This is a genomic window from Vibrio sp. Vb0349, assembly GCF_033338975.1.
Genome location: NZ_JAWOTS010000018.1, coordinates 1 through 24,555, shown reverse-complemented (window position 1 = coordinate 24,555; position 24,555 = coordinate 1). Strand labels below are relative to the sequence as shown.

The 24,555-nt window shown below is 44.6% G+C and carries 22 protein-coding genes; all 22 read right to left on the bottom strand.

Going from position 1 to position 24,555, the window contains the following annotated elements:
* Nucleotides 1–2: 2 nt before the first annotated feature.
* The 22 genes from rng to csrD all read right to left on the bottom strand — a co-directional run bounded on the left by rng (nt 3) and on the right by csrD (nt 24,289).
* A complete protein-coding gene (rng, locus tag R7Q47_RS17270) occupies nt 3–1,472 on the bottom strand; it encodes a ribonuclease G (protein WP_005381138.1) in 1,470 nt (489 codons plus the stop codon).
* An 18-nt stretch (nt 1,473–1,490) separates the two neighbouring features.
* A complete protein-coding gene (locus tag R7Q47_RS17265; protein ID WP_017821310.1) occupies nt 1,491–2,060 on the bottom strand; it encodes a Maf family protein in 570 nt (189 codons plus the stop codon).
* Between the two features lie 4 nt (nt 2,061–2,064).
* The gene (gene mreD / locus R7Q47_RS17260) at nt 2,065–2,553 is read right to left on the bottom strand and encodes a rod shape-determining protein MreD (RefSeq protein ID WP_005381141.1); all 489 of its coding nucleotides are present in this window, start codon (nt 2,551–2,553) and stop codon (nt 2,065–2,067) included.
* Nucleotides 2,543–3,439, bottom strand: a complete 897-nt coding sequence (gene mreC / locus R7Q47_RS17255) for a rod shape-determining protein MreC (RefSeq protein ID WP_005381142.1) — start codon at nt 3,437–3,439, stop codon at nt 2,543–2,545. The genes mreD and mreC overlap by 11 nt, the downstream gene beginning before the upstream one ends.
* A 150-nt stretch (nt 3,440–3,589) precedes the next feature.
* Complete coding sequence (locus R7Q47_RS17250; RefSeq protein ID WP_005381144.1) at nt 3,590–4,633, bottom strand: rod shape-determining protein; 1,044 nt, start codon at nt 4,631–4,633, stop codon at nt 3,590–3,592.
* A 151-nt stretch (nt 4,634–4,784) separates the two neighbouring features.
* Nucleotides 4,785–9,353 (bottom strand): DUF6701 domain-containing protein, encoded by a 4,569-nt coding sequence (locus R7Q47_RS17245; protein ID WP_318089269.1) that lies wholly within the window; start codon nt 9,351–9,353, stop codon nt 4,785–4,787.
* Between the two features lie 8 nt (nt 9,354–9,361).
* Nucleotides 9,362–9,796 (bottom strand): MSHA biogenesis protein MshP, encoded by a 435-nt coding sequence (locus tag R7Q47_RS17240; protein ID WP_225497107.1) that lies wholly within the window; start codon nt 9,794–9,796, stop codon nt 9,362–9,364.
* The gene (locus tag R7Q47_RS17235; protein WP_042523494.1) at nt 9,786–10,514 is read right to left on the bottom strand and encodes a PilW family protein; all 729 of its coding nucleotides are present in this window, start codon (nt 10,512–10,514) and stop codon (nt 9,786–9,788) included. Before R7Q47_RS17235 ends, R7Q47_RS17240 begins: the two co-directional genes overlap by 11 nt.
* Entirely contained in the window at nt 10,514–11,098 is a 585-nt protein-coding gene (locus tag R7Q47_RS17230; RefSeq protein WP_017636196.1) for a prepilin-type N-terminal cleavage/methylation domain-containing protein, read from the bottom strand. Before R7Q47_RS17230 ends, R7Q47_RS17235 begins: the two co-directional genes overlap by 1 nt.
* A complete protein-coding gene (locus R7Q47_RS17225) occupies nt 11,095–11,574 on the bottom strand; it encodes a type II secretion system protein (protein ID WP_048626843.1) in 480 nt (159 codons plus the stop codon). The genes R7Q47_RS17230 and R7Q47_RS17225 overlap by 4 nt, the downstream gene beginning before the upstream one ends.
* Nucleotides 11,575–11,689: 115 nt before the next feature.
* On the bottom strand, nt 11,690–11,923 hold the full coding sequence (locus R7Q47_RS17220) for a type II secretion system protein (RefSeq protein WP_005388453.1): 234 nt from the start codon (nt 11,921–11,923) through the stop codon (nt 11,690–11,692).
* A gap of 72 nt (nt 11,924–11,995) precedes the next feature.
* A complete protein-coding gene (locus R7Q47_RS17215; RefSeq protein ID WP_017821317.1) occupies nt 11,996–12,499 on the bottom strand; it encodes a type II secretion system protein in 504 nt (167 codons plus the stop codon).
* A gap of 291 nt (nt 12,500–12,790) precedes the next feature.
* Complete coding sequence (locus tag R7Q47_RS17210) at nt 12,791–13,252, bottom strand: MSHA biogenesis protein MshF (protein WP_154205001.1); 462 nt, start codon at nt 13,250–13,252, stop codon at nt 12,791–12,793.
* Between the two features lie 3 nt (nt 13,253–13,255).
* A complete protein-coding gene (locus R7Q47_RS17205) occupies nt 13,256–14,479 on the bottom strand; it encodes a type II secretion system F family protein (protein ID WP_005381186.1) in 1,224 nt (407 codons plus the stop codon).
* A gap of 8 nt (nt 14,480–14,487) precedes the next feature.
* Nucleotides 14,488–16,212, bottom strand: a complete 1,725-nt coding sequence (locus R7Q47_RS17200) for a GspE/PulE family protein (RefSeq protein ID WP_005381188.1) — start codon at nt 16,210–16,212, stop codon at nt 14,488–14,490.
* Nucleotides 16,209–17,303: a tetratricopeptide repeat protein gene (locus R7Q47_RS17195; protein ID WP_195723068.1), complete on the bottom strand. Its 1,095-nt coding sequence runs from the start codon at nt 17,301–17,303 to the stop codon at nt 16,209–16,211. Before R7Q47_RS17195 ends, R7Q47_RS17200 begins: the two co-directional genes overlap by 4 nt.
* Entirely contained in the window at nt 17,300–18,145 is an 846-nt protein-coding gene (locus R7Q47_RS17190; protein WP_053303467.1) for an ExeA family protein, read from the bottom strand. Before R7Q47_RS17190 ends, R7Q47_RS17195 begins: the two co-directional genes overlap by 4 nt.
* Before the next feature lie 44 nt (nt 18,146–18,189).
* On the bottom strand, nt 18,190–19,830 hold the full coding sequence (mshL, locus tag R7Q47_RS17185; protein WP_005388471.1) for a pilus (MSHA type) biogenesis protein MshL: 1,641 nt from the start codon (nt 19,828–19,830) through the stop codon (nt 18,190–18,192).
* 20 nt (nt 19,831–19,850) lie between these two features.
* Nucleotides 19,851–20,183 carry an MSHA biogenesis protein MshK gene (locus R7Q47_RS17180; protein ID WP_154204999.1) on the bottom strand — a complete coding sequence of 111 codons (333 nt, stop codon included), beginning with the start codon at nt 20,181–20,183 and terminating at the stop codon, nt 19,851–19,853.
* Nucleotides 20,176–20,826, bottom strand: coding sequence for a type II secretion system protein GspM (gene gspM / locus R7Q47_RS17175; RefSeq protein WP_005381197.1), 651 nt, complete (start codon nt 20,824–20,826; stop codon nt 20,176–20,178). Before gspM ends, R7Q47_RS17180 begins: the two co-directional genes overlap by 8 nt.
* Nucleotides 20,823–22,268: an MSHA biogenesis protein MshI gene (locus R7Q47_RS17170; RefSeq protein WP_154204998.1), complete on the bottom strand. Its 1,446-nt coding sequence runs from the start codon at nt 22,266–22,268 to the stop codon at nt 20,823–20,825. Before R7Q47_RS17170 ends, gspM begins: the two co-directional genes overlap by 4 nt.
* Before the next feature lie 11 nt (nt 22,269–22,279).
* Nucleotides 22,280–24,289: an RNase E specificity factor CsrD gene (gene csrD / locus R7Q47_RS17165; protein WP_005381201.1), complete on the bottom strand. Its 2,010-nt coding sequence runs from the start codon at nt 24,287–24,289 to the stop codon at nt 22,280–22,282.
* Nucleotides 24,290–24,555: the final 266 nt, after the last annotated feature.

Below are 24,555 nucleotides of genomic sequence, written 5' to 3'. Positions count from 1 at the left end.
AATTACATCATTACGACGTCAAACTGTTCCTGAATGTACAGGGGTTCAGCCTGAACTCGCACTTGCTTGCCAATAAATACTTCGAGCTCAGCCAACGCATGAGACTCATCGCCCAATAGCGCTTCAGCAACAAACGGCGATGCGTACACGACAAAATTATCGGCGTCGTAAGCACGGTTCACACGAGTAATCTCGCGTAATATCTCAAAGCATACAGTTTCGACCGTTTTCACGCTGCCACGGCCTTCACAAGTAGGACAGCCAGAACACAAGATATGTTCAATACTTTCTCGTGTGCGCTTACGTGTCATTTCAACTAAGCCAAGCTGGGTAAAGCCGTTGATGTTGGTTTTTACTCGGTCTTTCGCCAGCGCCGTTTCCAGTGAGGTAAGTACTCGCTGACGATGCTCTTCGGATGCCATATCGATAAAATCAATAATGATGATACCGCCGAGGTTACGTAAACGTAGCTGACGCGCAATAGCTTGCGTTGCCTCTATATTGGTATTGAAGATAGTCTCTTCGAGATTACGACGACCAACAAATGCACCCGTGTTGATGTCGATGGTGGTCATGGCTTCGGTTTGATCGATGATCAAATAGCCGCCCGATTTTAGCTCGACCTTGCGCTCTAAAGAACGCTGAATTTCGTTTTCGGTGTCGTACATGTCAAAGATTGGCTTGTCACCTTCGTAAAGCTCAAGCTTATCTGTTAACTCCGGTACATACTCAGAAGTGAATTCTTTCAGGTTTTCATATTCAAGGCGGGAGTCGACCATGATCTTATCGAGCTCTGTGCCAACAAAGTCACGCAGAATGCGTTGAGCTAAGCCGAGTTCACCGTAAAGTGTTGAACGCGTTTTGTATTTTGAGCGACGCTCCATGACTTTTAGCCACAAACGCTTTAGAAATGCCGCATCTTGAGAGAGCTCTTTTTCATCAGCGCCTTCTGCCGCGGTACGAATGATAAAACCACCGTGCTCATCGCAGTAATGGTTCACCACCTTTTTCAAACGCTCGCGCTCTTTTTCACTTTCAATACGCTGCGAAACACCGACATGGCTGGCCCCCGGCATAAAAACAAGATAACGCGAAGGTAAGGTGATATCCGTCGTTAAACGCGCACCTTTTGTGCCGAGCGGATCTTTGACCACTTGCACAACAATGTCTTGTCCCTGGCGTACCAGCTCAGAGATATCACGGACTTGAAACTGCTGTTTTTCGTTTTCTGCCACACATTCGGTATGAGGAACAATATCTGACGCATGTAAAAACGCCGCTTTATCTAAACCAATGTCGACGAAAGCCGCCTGCATGCCTGGTAACACTCGGCTTACTTTGCCTTTGTATATATTGCCCACAATACCGCGACGCGATTCGCGCTCGATATGTATTTCTTGTAGTACTCCACCTTCAATCATGGCCACACGAGTTTCACTCGGGGTCACGTTAAGCAGCAATTCTGCACTCATGTGCACACCTCAAAACAATTATAAAAATTCTTGAATTAGCTGATCGGTTTCGAACAAAGGTAAGCCTACTACAGCGTGATAACTGCCTTCGATTCGGGTGACAAATCGCCCTCCGAGTCCCTGAATACCATAACTTCCAGCTTTATCGCATGGCTCTCCTGACTGCCAATATTGTTCGATTTCTTCGTGAGTCAGTGGTTTGAACCACACGTCAGTGGTAACGACCACTGAATGTTGTTGTTCCGATGATACAACGCTCACCGCAGTCATCACTTGATGGCGACGACCCGATAAGTCAGTAAGCATACGCTTTGAATCTTCAAAACTTTTTGGTTTTTCTAGCACACGGTCATCGCATACTACGACCGTATCAGAGCCCAATACAACGGAATCAGGCTTAGCCAACGCTAAGCCTGCCTGAGCTTTTTCCAAAGAAAGACGCAACACGTAATCTCGTGCTTGCTCATGAGCCTGTTTGGCTTCCTCAACATCAGGCAATACGATCTCAAAATCATAACCCAGTTGAGCAAGCAGCTCTTTTCTTCTCGGAGAACCCGATGCGAGAACGAGAGATAAGCTTTTCTTCACCGCTTTACCTTACGTGCCATGCACGACGAACTCGTCGCATTAATAAAAACATCCATGGCCAAAGTATACAGTTTATTGCCGCCGTCCACAGAGATAATGGATTAAATACTACGTCTTGGTTCAAATATTCCCCACAGAATATCAGAACTTCCAATAACGCAGTAAAAAAGGCAATTAAAATCGACTGTTGCCACAAAGCCATGTTGCGAATCAACAGGAAATTCAGCGCCACGAGGTAGATAACGATCGACATCATCATGCCACGAATTCCAAGCGTTGAGCCGATCAAAATGTCCCATAATAAGCCCAACACTAGCGCAGTTCCGACGTTCACTCGGTGCGGTAGTGCCAACACCCAATAACACGTAACAAGGAACAACCATGAAGGGCGTAACACATCTAACACACCTGGCCATGGAATGGTTTGCAGTACCAGCGCAACGAAGAAACTGACGCCAATCACCATTCGGCTACTCAATACATTATTGGCCATCGGTTACCTCTTGTTCTTGCTCTAACCCTTCATCTACATTGGACCGCAGTACTTTGTGTTGACGGTCTTCATTCGGCCAAATCAGCAGTAGGTAGCGTAAGCGATCAAACTCCACAACCGGCTCAGCCTTGATTGAGGCGAACTCTTGACGCGTATCGTGATCCACATTGGTAACCGTCGCGACTGGATATCCCTCAGGGTAAATGCCACCTAAACCGGATGTCACCAATAAATCACCAACCTGAATATCTGTGCTGGTTGGAATGTGCTCCAGTTGGATTTCATCCATTTCACCATTGCCCGATGCGATCACTCGGATATCATTGCGGATCACCTGGACAGGAATTGCATTTTTCGCGTCCGTTAGCAGCAGAACACGTGCGTTGTGCGCTGCGACAAACGTGACCTGACCAACGATGCCTTTCTCATTGATAACAGGCTGACCAACGTAAACACCATCAATACGGCCTTTATCGATCACCACTTGATGACGATAAGGTGAAGTATCAACCGCCATTACTTCTGTCACGACTTTCTTTTCATCACGGACAAATGAAGATCCTAACAACTTACGTAAGCGTTGGTTTTCTTCTTTATATTGGTCGAGCAAGATAAGCTCGCTTTTCAGGCGTAGCACTTCTCGCTTTAAGCTGCGATTGCCTTCAACCAATGCCTGATGAGAATTAAAACGTTCAAATACGCCATCGAACATACTACGAGGCAAATTCGCTGCGTACTGAATCGGTGCAACCATACTGTTTAGTAGGTATCGAACGTTGGAAAACGTATCTAGACGACTATCGGCCAGCATTAAGCTCGCCGACACGATGACAGCAAAAAACAGACGTAATTGCAGAGACGGACCTCTGCCGAAAATCGGTTTCATCTTGTTTTTGACCTGATTGCTTCCATGATTATTGAGCCTTACTTGGCAACCTAAAAATACTTAACTAAATACTTTTAGGTATGGAGCATGTTTGAATTACAGAGAGAGCAGAAATGAAGGTGAAGCCCGACATGAGCTTCACCTAAACCTTTATTCTTCAGAGAACAGATCGCCACCGTGCATGTCGATCATTTCTAGTGCTTTACCGCCACCACGCGCAACACACGTTAGTGGATCTTCCGCGATAACCACAGGAATACCAGTTTCTTCCATTAGTAGACGGTCTAGGTCTTTAAGTAGTGCACCACCACCGGTTAGTACCATACCGTTTTCAGAAATGTCTGAAGCAAGCTCTGGTGGACACTGTTCTAGTGCAACCATGACTGCTGATACGATGCCAGATAGCGGCTCTTGAAGCGCTTCTAGGATCTCGTTTGAGTTCAAGCTAAAGCTGCGTGGCACACCCTCCGCAAGGTTACGACCGCGAACTTCAATCTCTTGAACTTCATCACCAGGGTAAGCAGAACCGATTTCGTGTTTGATCTTTTCAGCCGTTGCTTCACCAATCAAGCTGCCGTAGTTACGACGTACGTAGTTGATCACCGCTTCATCAAAGCGGTCACCACCGATACGTACAGACGATGAGTAAACCACACCGTTTAGAGAGATAACGGCAACTTCAGTTGTACCACCACCGATATCGACCACCATTGAACCTGTCGGCTCAGATACGCGTAAACCAGCACCAATTGCCGCCGCCATTGGCTCGTCGATTAGGTAAACTTCACGCGCACCAGCACCAAGTGCTGATTCACGAATTGCGCGACGCTCAACTTGGGTAGAACCACAAGGAACACAAACAAGAACACGTGGGCTTGGCTTTAGGATGCTGTTATCGTGCACTTGCTTGATAAAGTGCTGAAGCATTTTTTCGGTTACGTAGAAGTCAGCGATTACGCCGTCTTTCATTGGGCGAATAGCGGAAATGTTGCCAGGTGTACGACCAAGCATCTGTTTTGCTGCGTGACCGACTGCAGCAACGCTTTTTGCAGAACCTACACGATCTTGACGAATAGCAACTACAGAAGGTTCATCAAGGACAATTCCTTGCCCTTTTACGTAAATTAGAGTGTTGGCTGTACCTAAATCGATAGATAGATCGTTAGAAAACATGCCACGAAGTTTCTTAAACATACTCTTCGCTCATCCTGCAAAAATATAGAAGACAAAAATTGCTCTAAATGTACCAATGCCTCGCTGTCACAGCAAGGTATTGGTACACAAACATGAGCAGAAAGCCTCAATTTCTTGCAGTTTCCTAACTTAAGGGCAAAAACCTAAGTTGTTACTGTCCGGTTAACCCTGGCTCACCACGGTAAATCACGCGATCGTTACCTCGATGAATACCAAAGGTGACGACGGAGGATGGGTTTTCTTCGGCAGGAGCTTTTCCGGCAGGTTCTTTTACCCAGTCGTATTTGAGCCATGGGAGATGATTAGATCCCGCGGTAAGATCTAGCCACAATTCCGTTTGCTGACGGTTTGATTCGCTTTCGACCGCGACAATGCTTCTTGAAGTACCTTTGGTAACGACACCTCCACCGTTCAAGCTCACATCTACATACTTAGAGTCAGGCTCATTACCTTTCCATTTATGCTCGAATTTCTCTCTCACACCATAAATAGTAGTTTGACTATCAGAAATGTTTGTCACGAATCGACCATCTTTCCAATATTCCACTGTTAGAGGTACCTGCAATTTAAGTGAATCGGGTTTGTTGTTATCACCTTGCTTACCGCCGACATCAGCCAAATTAACTCGGCCAAAGCGTAAATCCGGCTGGACAAATAGCTCCTTGGTACCAATAGTCACACCAACCTTATCTACTGATGATGAGGAAAGATCAATAGAAATAGACGTATCTGAAGAATTCTCTAAGTAATTTAATGGGCCGTCAGGTTTAGTGACTACTTTATTCCACACCAGTCCACTCGCGCTATATTTCCCGACACTTTGCCCTGAAACATAGGGACCTTTACTACCGTTCAACCAGTTACCAGTGTACGTGCCCGGCGCACTGAACCTATTAACATTGGCATAGTTATCTTCGTACAAGTTAAATTTAGCTTGGTGTCGTGCATCAAAATACGCGTAATTATGTAAGGCACCGTCTCCTTTCGACAATGCTTCAACGTAGAACTGTTTTAACCCAAAAGGCTGTCCCATATAAGCAAATGCTTGGCCATTTGGGTAATCCCATATGTTGTTGTACGAAGTTGTTTGATCGCTACTGTAAACATTGAATTTACTAGGGTAGAAACGTCCAACATTGAGCGTTGCATCGGCAATCTTATACGTGCTGCTTCCCAGATAGGTAGAGAATGCTTCCCCTTCACCACCAACAGGGGCAGTAGCGGTAAACTCGAATGAGCCTACTTCATCAACAGACTGCTTGAAAGACACGGAACCACTAACCCACTTAGCGTCTTCTGGTAGCTTTTCTGTTAGTAACGAGCCATTCACAACATTACCCTTGTTCACACTCGTTGTCGGGTCTGGATAAGTCACTACATGATCAATACTAATATGCGACTCTTGGTAATTTCGGGCAACTTCTCCGTCTGATTGATATGCTGTTACCTGCATTGTGAACTCTTGTCCTGCTGGAATATAGCTTTTGCAATCAGGTAAACACGCACCATTACCACTTACGTTCAGACTTAACTTCTCAGGGAAACTCACAAATGATGCAAAGCCCGCCGAATCCTTCACGTCGTTAACTTTCGCATCGATACGGATTTTACCAACCTCTTTATAATTAACTTTGAGGTAAGCTTTACCATTTGAATCAAAGTAGACATCGGACAAAGACTTAGCAACTTGAGGTTGCAATACGGTATGACCACTCCATTTAGCATTGCTGTCACCCGCTTTTTTGTACCATACCTCAACAGATTTCGTTTTATCGACGGGTGCAATCTCGTGAGTCACTTTCATAGTAACATCTCGGCTTTCGCCCCCAGCTTTTACATGTGATGAGCAGAATGAAAGATGATCTGTACCGGCAGATTGTCTAGCCGAAACCACATCCCCTATGTTTACTCCGAGTACGTTTTGAGAAAACAACACATTACAGTTCTCGACGGACAATTCATCACCGTTATTGATGCGACAACGCGCTCCTTCAAAACCAAACTGAGGTACCGAACTATTCGCGACTCCCATCGTAACCGTACCGGCTTTATACCCCTGTAATAGAAGATCAACTGAATTGTTGAAAGTAATGTCCGTGAGCTTTTCTTGCTCTCCATTTACCCAGTTAGCGACGCTATTGGTGGATGATGGCAGTAAAGTAACTGTCAATGGTTCTAACTCGCCTTCGCTTGCGGCTGCATCTTCTGGATAGGTTTGAGTACACCTTTCATTCATACATGCTTTTAGCGTGACTTTCGAAGGCTGGCACGTACTACCGGATCCTGAATAGTCAAATTCAAAGTGATGGATACCATCCGTTAACTTCTTGTATTTATCTGCACAAACTTGGAAATCATCAATTTCGTGGATATTGGTATATGACCCCGTCGATGCAGTTACAGAAATACGGAAGTTTTCTGGAGCAATAGACTGTCCATAACCATTCATAACATTGAATGATTTGATTAACGTTTCCCAGCGACCACCATCAATTTGACGCTCAATAGAAACCCAAACTCCGCTCGCTCGGTTTTTAACGGTTTTGCGAGAGTCTACAGTCATTCTGTAACGGTGGACCTCATCTTCACCTCGGCCATTGTAATAAGTTCCGAATACATCAAGTGCACCAACATCTGTATTATTTTTAATAAATTTATAGCCCCCAAACCAACCTTCTTTGGACTGACCGTTGTACTGGATTGTCTTCTTATAACCTGCTCCGCGAATAGCAATAGATTGTTGGCTACGACCTGGACGGCCATAGTCATTCTCATAATAACTGCCTTCATTCGAGAAGTTACCATACTCATCGATACCAAATGCTAACCAACCGCCGGCAAAACCTTCTAAACCGGGTTTTACACCAAAACCTAAAGGTCCACCAAATGCACCTGTCGCTGGTGGGACATTTGCGTCAGAAAAAACGATACCAACCCCATCTGCACCAGGTCGTGTGGTATTTGAATGAGCATAGTGATTAAACTCCACCTGCATAACGTTATCATCAGATGGGAAGATATAGTTGTAGGCTGATGCTGTTGCTTGATTATATTGGTTGCTTGATAACCTAAACTTGCCACCAGTAATGCTCGGTTTAGCACTATTCTTAAAGCCCATCACAGACCAGTTTGTAAGAGAGCCTGAGTCAAAATCTTCAGGTGGCAACGATTCACATTGAATAGGCTCTGGGTCAGGGCCTGGTGGCGTCATTCCACAATAGTCGTAGAAATCTTTGTATTGAGAGCTCTCACCAACTTCAACGGGACATGTACCTCGAGTTTGAGATGTATCACAGCTCGTATCATTTAGACCGCAATAACCAACCAATTTACCGTTATAAGAGTATGAAGAGTTTGCGGTTCCGCAAAGCGTTGAGTTACTGGCAATACTTACGTCTTTGTGAGTAGGGAAACCAATCGCTTTGGCGTCCGCAAGAATTTTAGCCGACGATAACGCCATTCCCTCATTTTTCACACTCGCAGTACCAAAAACAGAAGAGTTAGTCACGTGCAAGTATTTCTTGGTAGAGACGTCATCACCTACATATGAATTACTAATATTTGCCCCTTCATGCGAGCTGGAAGCGACACCACATACGTAGGAACTTTCGATCACATGAAGATATTTCTTAACATCAACATTACCTTTGATTTTTGAGTTCTTGACCTGACCACCTTCATTAGTGCTCGACACAACACCTGAAACTTGAGAGTACTGAATGTCGACATAGCCTTTCGCTGTAATGTTGCCTCCAACTCGACTGCTGACGATAGCCATGCTCTGGTTACTGCCCTGTGTATTATCAACATTCCCATCCACACTTGAATGAGAAACACTAACGTAGCCTTTAGTAAGAATATCACCAGAAATCGACGAGTTATTGGACACAGCAATCGAAGAACTTCCGTTGCTTTGAGAAGTCAGGCTTCCAGTGACGTTTGAGTTATTTAACTCAATATAGTCACCAGCAGAGATAGACTGGTTAACTTTATAGTTGGTCACCTTAACCGCCTCTTTAGCGCTTATATAACCATCTATTAGTTTGGTAGCACCTGATGTTGTAATTTCCACACCACCATTAGAGGACAATATATACCCTCCTATGGATCCATCTGTAACTGTTATTTGATTCTTAGCCTCGATATATGAACCAACATTAACGGCACTAAATGTTACGCCGCCATTGTCACTTACAACATATCCGCTAATATTGCTTGCGCTGCCACTTATTTGCGCTTTTGCTAAAACGTTCTGCCCAATGTTAGCATTTGTAAGTTTGATTCCATTGGTAGAACTTCTTAATGAGCCTAATATCGTTGATTGATTTAGTTCAATATAACTGCCGTTATCCACGTGACCATAAACGTATAGTCCATTGGCAGTGAAAGAGTTCCTTTCCAGATCTAAAGAAAGGTTCCTACCAGCACTACCAATCGTATTATTTCCCTTAAACGTAGAGTAACCTTCCAAATATAACTGTGATGTGGGGCCTCCGGTAATAATGCTATCGCCATCATTCAACGTAACATTACTTGAACACTTATAAGAAGACAGCCGCCTGCCAGTATAAGAACCGCTATTTGGGCATGGACTATTAGTAGCGACCCATTTCCAGCCCCAGCCTTCCCTAATCAATGTCGGAGTAATATCGTACTCTTTCGCGAGGACGTTAGCCGTACTCGTCATCCATATCAAGGCTAAGAAAATCAGTTTTTTCATTCTTATTATTACTCCCTTACCCAAATCTCTTGCTGTCGCTGAACTTTTGATAAGCCCGAGCCACAAACGGCCAGACTTCTAACAACATATAAACTTATATCTTTACCACTATTGGTATCCGGTAACTGACCAACAGACTTGCATTTTAGAGTCGCCTCACATTTCGGATCTATCAGACTGCTAGGAATAGTGACACTGCCGCTACTTATAGCGGCACAGTTAACAGAAACCGCTGGCGAAAGACCCAGTGGATAAAACTTTGTTAACACCCAATCATTACTCGATTGGGCTGTAAACCATGCTTTTGTACCCAAAAAATCACGAGTTAAACCACTTTGATTAGACCAAGTCACTTTCATTAGTGACGCAGCCAAATACCCCATTACGATAATGACAAAGAGCGTCACAATTAACACATTGCCTTTTTGCTTATTATGGAACATTCAGCACCTGCACATCTTGTTGGTACACACTACTTTCACCGGACTGTTCAAACACGAACCTCAGATGCACGAGCCCGCCTCGATGAAGCGATGTATCGTCATATTTGAAATAACTCTGAGATTGATCATCAACATAAATAAGATTGTCGGCAATTATTTCGCCGTTACGCTGTATCTGTGTGCCTACAAAGCAATATTTCACTGACTTAGATGGATCATAGAGATAGTGTCGATTAGAAACGGAGCGACTAGTTACTGAACTAGCGCCGTTAATGATCTTGTATGATTTATTCGAATCTGGAGAAAGGGCTCCGACATCAACACTATGAGTGGATGAGGTTAAATCACTTAACCGTGTTGGGTTAATCACCATTTTCAAGCCACTATCAAATTCGGGAGCATTATTACCAAAAAAACCCACCACAAACTGTATATCATTACCAGAAATCGCATAAAAACCAGAGTGCTCTATAGGCATAAAAATCAGGCAGTTTTTTTCACTCTCATCAATAAAAAAGCTATTCGGCACCGCATGACGAATCTCTCGAGATATTTTCTCAATAACGAATTGCGCCTGAGTTTGTAGTCTCTGCCTATCAATAGTATCAGCATAGCCCTTTGCTCCTAACTGCAAATAACCAGCAATTCCGAGCATGATAAAACTACTAATCACAATAGTGATGACCATTTCTATTAAAGTGAAACCACAATTTTTCATTAGTAATTTCCCCTTATCGCAGACAGTGTTAAAGGCTGTGTTTGTCCGGCGTAAATAGTCATAGTGACTCGTTTATAAGGCGTGATATCTTCCTGTGAAGGATTATTGACACCCGTTCCATCTGATTCAACGTATTGCACTTTCACTTCAACTCGAAAGTTCTTGTAATCATTTGCCATAGACGTGCCAAGAACGTTACTCAGCTCGTATAACGGCGTAGAGTTACAGCTGGCCTTTGTACCTTGTGTATACCAGCAACCGATATAGTCATCGACATCATTAAAACTAGCTGGGTTTGATTCACCGCTATCTGCCCCAAGACTTGTGGAACAATCCTTACCACCAAGGACAGTCTCACTACAGCGTACTAAACCACCATCAAAGTCGCTGTTTTCATCGAAGCCTCGCGCCAATATCTGAGACATGAAACCTTGGCCTAATGCGGCCGCGCGGGTTTGATAATGAGGGATGGCGGAATCTCGAATTTGAGGGACAAGAAAAGAAGTAAACGCCACCATCGCAATGCCCATTAAAACAATCGCGATGATCATTTCTATTAAAGTCATGCCACTAGATTTCTTCATGAGCATGTTCCTTTAGAAACATAGCCTTGAGTATTAATTTCAACTTGGCAGCGGCTTCGACCATGTTTATCTTCAATTAAGATGTTTACAGCACCACTTACAGGATTGCCGAGAAGGTTAAAATTAATTGTATTTGCGGCACCGCTGATAACGGAAAACTTTGCGGACTTATCGATAACCACGTCACTACGGGCATCTTGTGCACTACCTATTAGTGCGCAGGCAGCAACTGAACCAACACATGAGCTAGAAACTTGCAAACGAAAGTTATCATCAGGTTTCTCAACATTCGACTGCATACGATTCACCTGCACTTGGCGAATCACAGAAATCACACGTTCTTGTAATGCATATGCAGAAAAACTGCCAGAGCCCATAAAACGGCTGGCTGCAAAAAGTGAAAGGATAGAGAGGAGAACAATCACGAGGATTAACTCCATTAACGTGAACCCTAATGCAGAGCTGCGAATTTTCATAACCCAACCTTAGGCTTAGAACAAGCGAGATAAGTATACGATGAAATTATGAGATTAATGATAGGTTTATAATTTTTCGATTCGAAGTGTGAACAGACGAACAAATAACCAATGTCTAGTTATTTTGCCCTTTTGAACGACCAATCTCTTCTTCAATTCGATCGTAAGTTTCTTTATTGCTCAGCGTTTCAGAAACGTGCTCAGCGGTTTGCTTGGTTTGCTCCCACTTTGCTTCGTAAGTTTCTGGCTCGAAGCTGATAAATCTTGGTAATACCACATAACCGATCACACCTAAGATAATCAGCACAACTACAAACTCTATTGCACTAAGACCCGATGATTTACGCATATGAATTATTCCGAGATTAATCAAAATAAAGAGACAAAGGCCAGCCAAAACGACTGACCTTTACAGAATAATCTAGCACTTGTCGCTAGCAATTACAGTTTTGGCAGCCTTATCTGCTGTTGTACCTGTTGCTTCAATGTAACCAACGTAACAACCTACATTTTCCTTAGTACCTGTTGGGTCATATACCCAATCACTATCCGCTTTTTTACCTTTAAATGTATATGCTTTATTGTTATTTACAGTAATTTCATCCCAATCATCAGACAAACCTGTTACAGCAGTTTTTAAGCCTTCAAACGTTGGATAACCAAAAGTTATTTTAATTCCTTCTACTTCAGGCTTATCATCTTCATCAGCTTTACTAGCGTCGATAGTCTCTTTACCTTCTACTGCAGCCTTACCATACGCAATACCGGACGCACCATCAATGGCACCTTTCAAACCTTGCAATGAAGCTTTGCGAGCATCATCTTGCAGGTTAAGGAAACGTGGTGCTGCAGTGACCGCTAGAATACCTAGGATTACAATTACCACTACCAATTCGATAAGGGTGAAACCACCTTGTCTTTTCATTGTTTACTCTCTCTATGTAAGCATGCAGTACAACTGCAAAGTTTTGTTTAGGTCACGCGACCATTTTGGATATTGTCAAAACGGTTTGGGGCAGCAACGTTCACTAAAACTGACCGTGAAGTGGATACTGTATCTACCGCTTGAGCAGAATGACGATTCGCCATTATTCAGTTCATGCTGCAATGAGAAAAACACATTATTGTTTACCCACTATTACAGCCTGTTACTTATGGTAATGATTGCATTATACCGACTTTCATTACCAATTATAGTGCTTAGGTGTCAAAAAATTCACTCCGCCGACATTTCGACGTCTATTTTCAGTTGATTAGCAGTTGAGATAACTACAATCGACTGACCATTTTCATAAGTGTAGTGACATACATAACGATCAGTTTTGATGGCTCCACTGATATCTATTAACTTGTTGGTCATTATTTTACGTTGGGGGTAATGCACCGCTAGCCAATAACCACAATCTAATACACCTTGCTGAGTAAAAGGAGACACTAACCCGCCCTCAGTCATAGTAAGGTTTAAGCCATCCATCAGCATATGTTCTGGCTCGCCTTGTACTAGCCAAGCTTGACGATAACGCTGAACACTATCTTGCATCCAAACTCTCGCTAACTTCGCTCCAGTTACTTGTGCTTGCTCGGTCACAGGACGTAATTTGACCGCCAAACCCACCGCCATAATCGTAGCAATAACCCCAAACACAATAAGCGTTGCTCGGCTTTGATTTTCAACCACCTATTAGCCGCCTTTGATGATATCGAGCATTCCCCACATTGGTAAGAAGATACCCAATGCCAGCACCATGACCATGCCTGCGACAATCACCAAAAGTAATGGTTCTATTCTTGCGGTCAGTGTTTTTAGATCGTAATCGACTTCTCGATCGTAAAAGTCCGACACTTCCAGCAGCAACTCATCAATACGACCAGTTTCTTCACCTACTGCAATCATCTGAATCACCAATGGGGTGAATATTTTGCTGTTGATGGCCGTCACTGAAATGGTGCTACCCGCTTCAATCGCGGACTTCATCTCAAGAATTCGGTTTTCTAAAAAACGGTTCCCTAATGCTTCCCCGGCCAAAGCCAAAGACTGGTTAAGTGGCACACCTGATTTCAGCATCAACGAAAAGGTTCTGGCAAAACGAGAAAGCTGCGCACGATTAACGATATCGCCTACAATTGGCAGCCGAAGGCGAAACTTATCAAACTTCTCCCGACCATCAGCCGTCGCCACCCACGCTCTGAACACCGTAAACGCGCCAATCATTGCCACAACCAGCAACACCCAATAATTAACAAAGAAATTAGAAGTCGCGATCAAAATACGCGTCGGCAATGGTAGCTCAACCCCAAAGCGCGTGAACATCGATGCAAACTCAGGGATCACCAAGATATTCAATACAAACATGGCGATGGTGATAAAGATAATGACAAACGTTGGATAACGCATCGCCGCTTTAATGCGTTTGCGAGTCTCAAGTTCCTGTTCGTAGTAATTCGCCAGTTGCAATAGCGCTTGGTCAAGCCGACCCGTATTCTCACCGACGTTGATCATAGAAACGAACAGTGGGCTGAATACTTTACTGTGTTGCTGCATCGCAGAAGACAAACCTCGACCATTACTCAGTTCAGAAACGACATCTTCTAGCGCCTCTTTGAGCTGTTTGTTTTCGCAATTTTGCAACAAGCCACGCATAGAGCGCAGCAAAGGTACGCCAGCTTTAGTCAAACTAAACAACTGGCGAGAGAAAAGAATAATTACTTCCAACGGAATAGCAGGCACAAACAGCTTAGACAAGCTCACTTGACTTTTTGCCGACTCTTTCTCTAAACGTACATTGAGCGGGATGACCCCTTTATTCATCAATGCTTCCGCCGCAGCTTCTGAGTTCACTGCTTCGATTTTGCCGTTAGTGGATGAGCCGTCTAGCGTGCGGCCTTGATAACGAAAAGTTGGCATTCACTTACCTATATGAAAATGGGATCAGTCTTACCAGAAGCATCACCCTCACCTAGGGTCATCACTTCATCCAAACTGACGGTGCCTTGTAGCGCCAGTTCCATTGCAGAAGCAAGCAGTGGCTTATAGTTTTCTGAGCGGCGCGCGGCTTGCGCAAAGCCAACCGCATCATTGGCGCGCAATTTATCCATCATCTCTTGCTCAAGTTCGAGCATTTCAAACACACCGATTCGGCCTCGATAACCAGTCAAGTTACAGTTTTGGCAACCTGCGCCTTTATAAAAAATGGTGCTAACTTGATTTGGGAAACGCCCAGCTAACCACTGCTGGCGAGACTCATCTAAGTGGTCTTCTGTTTTACAATCGGGGCAAACTCGGCGCACAAGACGCTGCGCCACCACAGCTCTGACTGCACTAGCAACCAAGTAACCCGGCGCACCCATGTCGATCATACGTAACGCACTGTCGACAGCATCGTTGGTGTGGAGAGTACTCAATACTAAGTGACCCGTTAGTGCAGCTCGCAGACCAATTTCTACCGTCTCTTGGTCACGCATCTCACCAACAAGAATGATGTCTGGGTCTTGACGTAAAAAGGTTCTAAGAACACGCGAGAAAGTTAGATCGATCTTGCTGTTAACCTGTACCTGAGTGATGCGAGGCAGACGATATTCAACCGGGTCCTCTGCTGTAATGATCTTTTTCCCAGGTTCGTTGAGCTCACTCAATGCGCCGTAAAGCGTGGTGGTTTTACCGGAACCTGTCGGCCCGGTAACCAAAATCATTCCGTGCGGACGCGCCAACTGTCGACGCAAGCGAGCAAGCAAGTCTGGCGGCAAGCCTGACTCTTCTAACGGACGCAAACCAGCGGACTGGTTAAGCAGACGCATTACCACAGATTCTCCGTACTGCGTTGGTAACGTCGACATACGAATATCAATTGATTGGCCACGAACTTTGATATTGAATCGGCCATCTTGTGGCAAGCGCTTTTCAGAAATATCTAGGTGTGCCATCAACTTCAGTCGAAGAACCAAAGCCGATGCAATATTCACTTCATTTAAGAGCGTTTCATGCAATACGCCATCAATACGCTGGCGCAAACGCAATACTTGATCGTCTGGCTCAATATGAATATCCGAAGCTCCAACCTGTACCGCATCTTCAAACATGGAATTAACCAGCTTTACAACGGTAACCTCTTCACTATCGGCTTCATCAATACCGTAATCAAAGCTTTGTACATCTTTATGCTCTTCATGCAGCTGCTCAGCAAAGGAGGCTATTTCTTTAGTACGGCGGTAATAGCGGTCAAAGCTTGAAATGAGCTGACGCTCTGAAGCCACAATGAACTCAAGGTTGTATTGGCCCAACAAGTTCATCAATGATTCTTGGATGAACAAGTCCGCAGGGTCGCTCATAGCAACGCGCAGGGTGTCCCCATTTCGAGCAACGACCATCGCACGTAAGCGACGAGCGTGTACCTCAGGTAAAATCTGCACGGCTTCGGCATCCACAGGTGCACGACCAAGATCGATCAGTGGCAAACCAAGCTGCTGAGACAAGAAGTCCAACATTTGCTTTTCAGTAATAAAGCCAAGGTCAATTAACGCATCCCCTAACTTCTGCCCGGTACTGCGTTGTGCGTTTAGTGCTTGCTGGATTTGTTCTTCAGAGACGATACCTTCCTCAACCAGAAGATCGCCCAAGCGTTTTCTCAACTGAATTTTCATTGTGCGCTCTCCAACTCTTTCAAGATGTTCAAACGGTCACGGATAAATGCTTGCGATTGATTCGAAATGCCAACTTTACCCAGAGCTTGGTTGTAAGAGTTAATCGCGGCAGTAAAAGCCAGGGCGCGCTCTTGTTGAATAGCCAAACCTAACCACCAGCGCGCGTTTTCCGGCTCACGCTGAGTGAGGAGTTGATAGCTCTCAAGCGCAATGTCATTTTGCTTGTGTTTTTGTGCCAATGCCGCACGCATCGCCAAGTAATCTCGACTTGGTACTGGAGGCAAATGAACAAGCGGGCTCAGCGCCGCTTCAGGTTGATTAGCTTTCACTAACAACTTAGACAAGGCCAAGCGGAGTACTTGGTTGTTCGTATCTAGGTTGATACCTTCTTGAATAATCTCATATGCTTTACGCGTGTCACCTTTACCAAAGTACAACGCTGATAACTTTTGACGCGTGTCTGCATTCATTGGCTCATAACGCAACGCCTCGGCATAAGCCGATAACGCCGTTTGCATATCGTTAGCATCCAGTGCTTTTTCCGCTCGGCTAACCGCTTTAAGAGATAATTGGCGGTGAGTAAGCTCAACCTGCTCAATACGCATTGAGCTGTTTTCTGATGTTGTGTGGGTTACGTGATCGTATTGCTCCTCGCTCGGCATCGTTGCTAACTGCGCGAGTAAAACTGCATCATCAGAGGCGATATTTATCTCAGATCTTGGCGTGAACCTATCAGTCTCTTGCATGTGAGGCTGTTGCGCTACCGGCTGTGTGGCTAGTTTGGTGTAAACCACTTGAGTTGTATCGGGCGTCATTTTACTCGTTGGCGAGTGAGTGCGCTCCGATGAAACAATTGGTGAGACATTCACAGACGACAGTGGCATAGCGTCGGTTTGAAACTGTGATAGCTCGCCTGAAGGGACAGGACCGCGAGAGACCGCCCAGCTACCAACCGCAAGGCTTAACGAAAAACCGGCGACAAGCCAAAGCCAAGGTTTACTGCGTGAGACACTTGGAATCTCCGCACGAGTAAGCTCTGACGGCGATGTTTTTTCAGCAAGTTCTGATAATGCTTTATTGATGGCACTCAAGGTTGACTCCATCCCCAAAATACGGGTGTTTTAAACTTAGGTTTACGGGCATCAAACGTATCGTGCATAGCGGCGTAAACGTGATGATTTTTCAATAGTGTGCAACGCTCATTAAATGCAGCAAGCAACGACTTGTGGCTAATTTGGTTTATCAAGCGCGGAATCCCCATGGATGAACGCCAAATCGCTTTTTTCTGTTCAATAGAAAAAATGTGCGCCCCATTGCCTGCTTTATCTAAACGATTATTGATGTAAGCCACGCCTTCATCGATAGAGAGAGGACGTAACTGGCAACTAAACGTAATGCGTTGACGAAATTGCCTTAGCTCATGGTTAGCCAATCTTTCATCCAACTCAGGTTGTCCGAATAACACCAATTGAATGAGCTTATCTTGTTCCGTTTCTAGATTGCCAAATAGACGTAATGTTTCTAAAGCTTGTGGGGAAAGAGCTTGCGCTTCATCAACGATCAAGACGGTTTTCTTTCCCAAGTAATGTACTTGAATCAAGTGCTCTTGAATGAGGGAAACGATGCGCAGCGGATCATCGTTCTCGATACCCAACTCTCTGGCGACAGCAAACTGCAACTGTTCCCCATTCAACACTGGATTGGGTAAGTAAATAAGCTCAACTTCAGATTCAATCTGCTCGATCAGCTTACGGCATACCATGGTTTTTCCAGTGCCGACTTCTCCCGTCACCTTAATCACCCCTTCTCCCATTTGCACGGCAGCTAGGATGGTTTGGATCGCCTCATAGTGAGGGACTAACCCCAAGAACATTTCTGTATTTGGGGTTAACGAAAAAGGCTGAACTCGGAATCCAAAGTGTGACAAGTACATACTCGAATCACAAACCTATTGAAAAACAGAACCTTTCCCAGCGCTTATTGCGCATCTGGGAACCACTCTTGCAGCAGATCACGAGAGCGCTCTAGCTCTTTCTGCCAAGAGTTCACGCCAACTACGGTCGGTTTTAGCAAGATGACCAATTCTGTTTTCTCAGTTACGTTATTCACGTTGCGGAACAAATGCCCCAGTGCTGGTACATCGCCCAAAAATGGGACTTTAGAAACAAGCTCACGATTTTGCTGTTTCATCAACCCGCCGATAACCACAACATCGCCATCTTTAGCACGAATAACCGAGTCTGATTCACGAATAGAGCTTTTCGCTAATGGCAGTTGGATGTTTTGGAAATCTCCGCCCAAGTTCAATTGCTTCACTTCTTCCGTGACTTCAATAACTGCGGGGTGAACATGCAGGAACACATTGCCTTTGTTATCAATTTGCGGAGTTACATCGAGGGAAATACCCGAGAAGAATGGCGTCAGTTCCACTTCAGGAACTGCATTTGAGTTTTCACCGTTGCCTGCATTGCTCGATAGCTCGGTAACAAAGTACTCATCGGTACCGACCTTGATGACAGATTTTTGGTTGTTGGCAGCGGTAATACGAGGGCTCGAAAGGACGTTCAAGTCACCTTGCGTAGACATAAAGCTCAACACGGCATTGAAGTTACCATCCGAAATAGTCACGTTGGTTTGACCGCCCAATAGCGTGCCAATCGCATCCAATGGTGGTAATGTCGACGCAGGGCGGTTGACTACGATACTACCCGAGTTACCAATTGACGCCGATAAGTTTGACCAGTTGATGCCTTGTTGGTAGCCATCATTCAACGTCACTTCTAGGATTTTAGCTTCAAGAATGACCTGGCGCTGCATGCGCTCCTGCGATACACCTAAGAACTCGCGTACTTCGCGAATATCATCTGGAAATGCTCGAACCGTAATAACTCCCGCTTGTGGCGTTACAACCACACTTTGCCCTTTGCCTGAACCAATTAGATTCGCAACAGCTTGCTGCAGCATCGGCCAGAAATCACTTTCAGTGATGGTTTCAATGCGTGTACCACCCGTAGATGTGGTCGAGCTATCGTTGTTGTTTCCATTGTTAGAGTCTGACGAGTCAGAACTGTCTGAGCTACCACCAGAATTAGACGTACCAGCCGAGGTTACAGAGCCCGTAACAATGCTGGTTAATGAGCGACCAGAACGCTTGAACTGCAGGTAATCGACTGGAATGGTCACCGTACGCATACCTGCTGGGTAGATTTGAATAACTTTGCCAGACTTCACCACGTCATAGCCATACATATTCTGTACGACATTCAGAACTTCATCCAATGTCACATCTGACAAGTTGACAGTGATATTACCTTGTACCGATGGGTGAATCGCCACACTGTACTCTGTGCCTTTCACCAACGAAGCGAAAAAGCTTCTTGCATCGACCGCATTCGCTTGAATACGAAAACGCTTCGAGGTGCCTTGCTCTGATGCAACGTTCGAGTCTAAATTTGGCATCAAGTCTGCCTCAACAGAAGAAGGGATTTCTTCCAATGTGCGGCTGTTCGCTTGATTGATCGATTCATTGAGCGCTTCTTTAACTTCCACTGGATTCCGATGACCCATTGAACATCCCATTAAAGAAGCAATCGTTATTCCTACAACTAATTTGCGCATATCTGATCGGGCTCTGGTTATTATTGTTTTACGTTTAAATCAAAAAGCTCTAGGTCCCACTGACGGTTACCACGCTTTAAAGTTACAAATTCACTATTAATGCTCGCGACGCGATAACCCTTAAATAGCTCGCCTTTTTCGACAAGTTTGTTATCCATAATCGCGATACAATCAGTACTTGGCTTACACACAATACTGGTGAGCTTAGGCAGTCGATACCGTTTAACTTTTGGTTTCGCTGACGTTTCAACCGCTGGCTTTTCCCAACCAAGTGGGGCCGTTGGGTCCTGGTTTGCCCAAGCGGTTCCTGCCGCAGCCATAACAAGCAATGAGATGATGAGTTTGTTAACCACCAATAAACTCCTCTCTAGATCCTAGTGTGTAGACTTCTAACACAAGCTTCGCTTTCGGGTACTCTTCGACTTTATAACTAAAGCTGCGCCAGTAATAACTCGCAGGAAGGCTCTCCAATTTATTCAGATAATTAGCAATAGAAAAATAGTCACCAGTCAGTTCCATACGAACAGGATGCACGTAGTAACCAGAGTATTGCGATGCTTCTTTATCTTCCGTTATTGGCTCAGATGGCAAGGTTTGCAGAGACAAAAGGTGAATGCCACTTTGCTGCTCCAACACATTTTCAAGCAGCTCAGCCATTTGCGAAGGTGTAATAAGATGCTCGATGATCTCCGCTAATTGCATCGAAAGATGCTGACTCTCAGCTAACAGATTAGATATCGCGCGATCAATCTCAGCATTTGGATCTTTCTTAAGTTGCGCCTGAATACGTAGCGTATCGATTTCAATCTTTTGATTGGCTTGCTTTAAATTACTTAGTTGCCTCTCATTACTGATGATCTCGTTAAGCTTTGGCTCCAATACCAGCGTAAAGAGCAACATGATCACGACAACTAAACCGCACAATGCGGTGAGCACTTTTTCACGCGTACTCATTTCGCCAAAGCGCCCTTCTAATGAGAGCCAGAATTCGTTCATTTCTCTTTATCCTCGCGCGTTTTTAGTTCAAACGTCACAATATCCTTATCATTTCGACCTATTTTGACGTCGTCAAACGTTCGACCAACCAAGCTAATTTCGTTTTTAAATTGGCTAACCCAATTTGGCACTGAGCTCGGTTGTTTCGCTAGCCCCTTCAGGTCTAAGGTATGGGTATTGATTCGAATTTCGGACAAAGAAATTTCTTGGTTTCCTAGCTTCGCTAATGATTGCATCACGCCAGAGTAACCCGTGCGTTGCGAGTCATCGTATTTCCCGACAGCTTTAAGCGAGTCTCGCTTCGCCTTGACTTCACGCTCTAAGCGGGCTTTAGCTGCCAGCTTATTATTGTCAGGTTGATGTTTACGTAGCTTGACTTGATAACGTTCAAGCTCTGACTTCATGATATCGCCTTTACTTTTTACAATAGCAATCTCATCTTCCAAACCGCTGCTCTGCCAAGTGACATAACCGTAAGAAAATAGAATTGCAGCCGCCGCAACGCCCCAAGATAACGCGATATTTTTTAGCGTCAGGAGCTCTTTTTTCGGTTTTAAGTAATCGGGATATAAGTTGACGCGTCGAGTATTTGAAGTAGCCGCAGTGTCAGCCAAAACATGTCCTGATAGCTCATGTTCTGGTGGTAATAACGGTGAAACCTTAGTGCTTAAACGGTAATTAAGAGCCTGAACAAGCTCGCTCTCATCCTCTTCATCGCAGCACACTTTCAATTGATGTAATTGCACATGGCGTAACTGAGATGAAAGATAATCAATCGAACGTTGCAGTTCTAACGACAGACTGTCCATCTGTAAATCGCTAGACGGAACCCCCGTTAATGGTGGCGTCACACTGCGAATAGAGCGGTGGAACGCAATAGTATTTTCGACAAAAGCGCTTATACGGAAATGACCACGCACACTGCGTTGTAATAATAGGAAGTTTCCTAGTTCACCCGCAGTCTCTCCCCAAATATCGTCTTCAGGAAGAATGGCTTCTAGTGGTAACTGGGCTCGGCTGGCCAGTAACACAATCTTATCCAATATTTTTCGCGATAAGACGTATGCTTGCACTTTGGTTGAATTCGGTAACTCGACCGCATCGGCAATAATGTCGATGGCACGCTCAGAGATCAGTTCTTTCAACAAAAACGGTAATGCAGCTGGCCATTCTTGACGCGGCATGACCGGTTTGTCAATTTGGTACATCTGGTAATAGTTATGAGAAAGAATAACCGTTAATGAATCATACGCACTCGCTGCAACGCTCAATGCTTGCTCAACGGCTTTTTCCCAATTGGACTCAGAAATATCAAATTGGTATGGACGACTACTTTTGATTGAAGATGATAAATAAACGGCGTCTGGCTGAATAACCAAAAAGCAGGAGCGACCACCACTAGATGATCGCTTAAGCTTGTCGAATAGTGCTTTGAAATCCATGATTATTATCTTTATTTTTTCCGCCAGCGATTTCGTCTTCCCAATTTAACTTGGGATTCTGATTGAGAATTCGGCAACGCTTGGGGACGAGGAAGAAACTGCTGCTCCGCAGAAAAGTAACGCCCTTGCCCACCATAAACCCCGAGCTCAATTAATGTGTTGAGCTCGTTCTGATTCTCAATTCCCACTGCTATAATTTTAGTTTTACTGTTTGCCGCCGCACCTAGCATACTGCGGACAAATAGCTGGTTTTCATGTCGTTGGTCGATTTTTGCTACTAAACTGCGATGAAGTTTAAGGTAACGAATGTCCACTTCTTTTAAATAGTGAGTGCTGACGATGGTACGCCCAGCCTGCCCAACCATTAAGTGGCACCCTAAACCGGCCAGCATTTTAGCGACTGGTCGCATAAAGTCTAAGTGTCTTACAAATTGTGCTTCAACAAACTCAAAACTGAGACACTTTCTCTGCTCACGTGACAACTGTAAGAGTTCATCACGAAACCATTTAAAGTACTCTCGGTTAGAAAATGGCGTTACATTCAAATTGAGCGCATACGATCTTGAGTTATCAAAATTATCCTTAAACTCTCTTAAGAATTTATTAATAACCGACTTATCCATTTGCGCTTCATAACCAACCTGTCTGATCGCAGAAATGAACCGAGACGCTTTAACAATCCCATTCTCAGGATCGCGAATCCGACATGTTAACTCTTCATATAATGATTTTTTATGCGTCGCGTCACTTATTGGGTGCACAGATTGTGCGTAGAGTATCACACTTTCAGGTGTAAGTGCTGTGTCAAATAACGTTCTCCACCTCACACTTCCGCGAGCTTCTTCATCGTGGTTCCATTTTTTGAAGCGACTCCAATTATTGTTATTTTGTAGTTGCGCACTACGCAAAGCAGTCTCGGCTTCATCAATGATTTGGCTGTGTCGCTCACCTTCTTTATAAGTGGTGATGCCAATATGGCACCAGTTGTCTGGATCAAGTGGCTCTGGCGGCATTAACTTTTCTAACTGGCGAATGCATTGCGAGGCAAGGTTAGCCACATCTTTCGCACTTTGGTGCGGTAGAAAAAGCGCAAAATCAGCATCGTAATAACGGGAAAATACAACATCTGGGTATCGTTGAACTAAATTGGACAATAAACTCCCAACTTCAACAATAAACTCATCCGTAATTTGCTTATCTTGCTCTTCTTCAACCAGTTTCCAGTCTTGAATACGAACTAGCAACACGGCGCCGCGAGCCCCACTTTCTAGTAACGCCGATTCCAACTTGCTATCAAATAACACTCGGTTAGCGGTACCGGTTAGCTTATCAAGGAAGGTTTGAGTTCGAATAAAGGTATCAAATCGGCTTCGCTCTTGACGCGCATCTTGTAACTCTTCGATTAATACATCGAGCGCTTCACTGGCGGTGTAAGGCCATTCTTTTTTGTCACCTTTGGCATACTGCTCCACCCTACCAGCCAGGATCATTCTGCCTCGCTCTTCGAGCATTTCGGAGCCTTCTAATTGCTCCTTAAGCCATGCCACGCCGCGCATTAAGCAGAAGATGATCAATATCACGGCAAGCGTGATCGACCAAAGCGCCTGCATTGAGTAGCTGTAACCTAAGTAAGGGGGAATTGCTTTAAAGTGAATCGTGTAATCTTGATTGTGAGTCAGCTGGTACTCTGCCTCAAACAAGACTGACGCTTCCATTTGATGAGAAGTATCTTTGAAGCGATAAACAACGGCGTTGTTAGTCGACAACGTCATTTCGACAATATTGGAAGCCTGCAGCATTTTCGGCATCCAGCGCTGCATAGAATAAGCGGCGTCAGGATCTTCCATCTCCTTGTCGACCACCTCTACGATCCCTTCTAAATAATGGGTGAGATATTCCTGCCCAAGACGTTTAAAAGAGAGGGTGCCACCGACAAACAAGATAAACATGGCGCAGATAACGATCATGGTGACAAAGGCCACCAGCCGTGTGCTTAACTTAAGAGTTGGGGTATACCTCATGAATACCAAATTCCTTTTTTATTCATCATATACCTTATTGAAATATTTATACTTGATAAGAGTTCATCAAACAATCGGATTAGTCTGATAGTGAGAGGCTGGAGCATAAAGAAAATCACACTCATTGATAAGTTTTATTGTTACGCCTAACCTTGCCAAGATAAGCCTGTGAGATCATTAGATTGCGACAGTAAATTACCACCTTCTAAAGAAGGTGGCTTTGTGTGAGCCCCCTAAAAGGGGGCCTTTGTTTAGTCCAGCGCCAA

Bases quoted from the DNA above. Each gene is read 5' to 3' on its own strand.
- rng (WP_005381138.1), bottom strand. From the start codon at position 1,472: ATGAGTGCAGAATTGCTGCTTAACGTGACCCCGAGTGAAACTCGTGTG.
- mreD (WP_005381141.1), bottom strand. From the start codon at position 2,553: ATGGCCAATAATGTATTGAGTAGCCGAATGGTGATTGGCGTCAGTTTC.
- mreC (WP_005381142.1), bottom strand. From the start codon at position 3,439: ATGAAACCGATTTTCGGCAGAGGTCCGTCTCTGCAATTACGTCTGTTT.
- R7Q47_RS17250 (WP_005381144.1), bottom strand. From the start codon at position 4,633: ATGTTTAAGAAACTTCGTGGCATGTTTTCTAACGATCTATCTATCGAT.
- R7Q47_RS17245 (WP_318089269.1), bottom strand. From the start codon at position 9,353: ATGAAAAAACTGATTTTCTTAGCCTTGATATGGATGACGAGTACGGCT.
- R7Q47_RS17240 (WP_225497107.1), bottom strand. From the start codon at position 9,796: ATGTTCCATAATAAGCAAAAAGGCAATGTGTTAATTGTGACGCTCTTT.
- R7Q47_RS17235 (WP_042523494.1), bottom strand. From the start codon at position 10,514: ATGAAAAATTGTGGTTTCACTTTAATAGAAATGGTCATCACTATTGTG.
- R7Q47_RS17230 (WP_017636196.1), bottom strand. From the start codon at position 11,098: ATGAAGAAATCTAGTGGCATGACTTTAATAGAAATGATCATCGCGATT.
- R7Q47_RS17225 (WP_048626843.1), bottom strand. From the start codon at position 11,574: ATGAAAATTCGCAGCTCTGCATTAGGGTTCACGTTAATGGAGTTAATC.
- R7Q47_RS17220 (WP_005388453.1), bottom strand. From the start codon at position 11,923: ATGCGTAAATCATCGGGTCTTAGTGCAATAGAGTTTGTAGTTGTGCTG.
- R7Q47_RS17215 (WP_017821317.1), bottom strand. From the start codon at position 12,499: ATGAAAAGACAAGGTGGTTTCACCCTTATCGAATTGGTAGTGGTAATT.
- R7Q47_RS17205 (WP_005381186.1), bottom strand. From the start codon at position 14,479: ATGCCAACTTTTCGTTATCAAGGCCGCACGCTAGACGGCTCATCCACT.
- R7Q47_RS17200 (WP_005381188.1), bottom strand. From the start codon at position 16,212: ATGAAAATTCAGTTGAGAAAACGCTTGGGCGATCTTCTGGTTGAGGAA.
- R7Q47_RS17190 (WP_053303467.1), bottom strand. From the start codon at position 18,145: ATGTACTTGTCACACTTTGGATTCCGAGTTCAGCCTTTTTCGTTAACC.
- mshL (WP_005388471.1), bottom strand. From the start codon at position 19,830: ATGCGCAAATTAGTTGTAGGAATAACGATTGCTTCTTTAATGGGATGT.
- gspM (WP_005381197.1), bottom strand. From the start codon at position 20,826: ATGAACGAATTCTGGCTCTCATTAGAAGGGCGCTTTGGCGAAATGAGT.
- R7Q47_RS17170 (WP_154204998.1), bottom strand. From the start codon at position 22,268: ATGGATTTCAAAGCACTATTCGACAAGCTTAAGCGATCATCTAGTGGT.
- csrD (WP_005381201.1), bottom strand. From the start codon at position 24,289: ATGAGGTATACCCCAACTCTTAAGTTAAGCACACGGCTGGTGGCCTTT.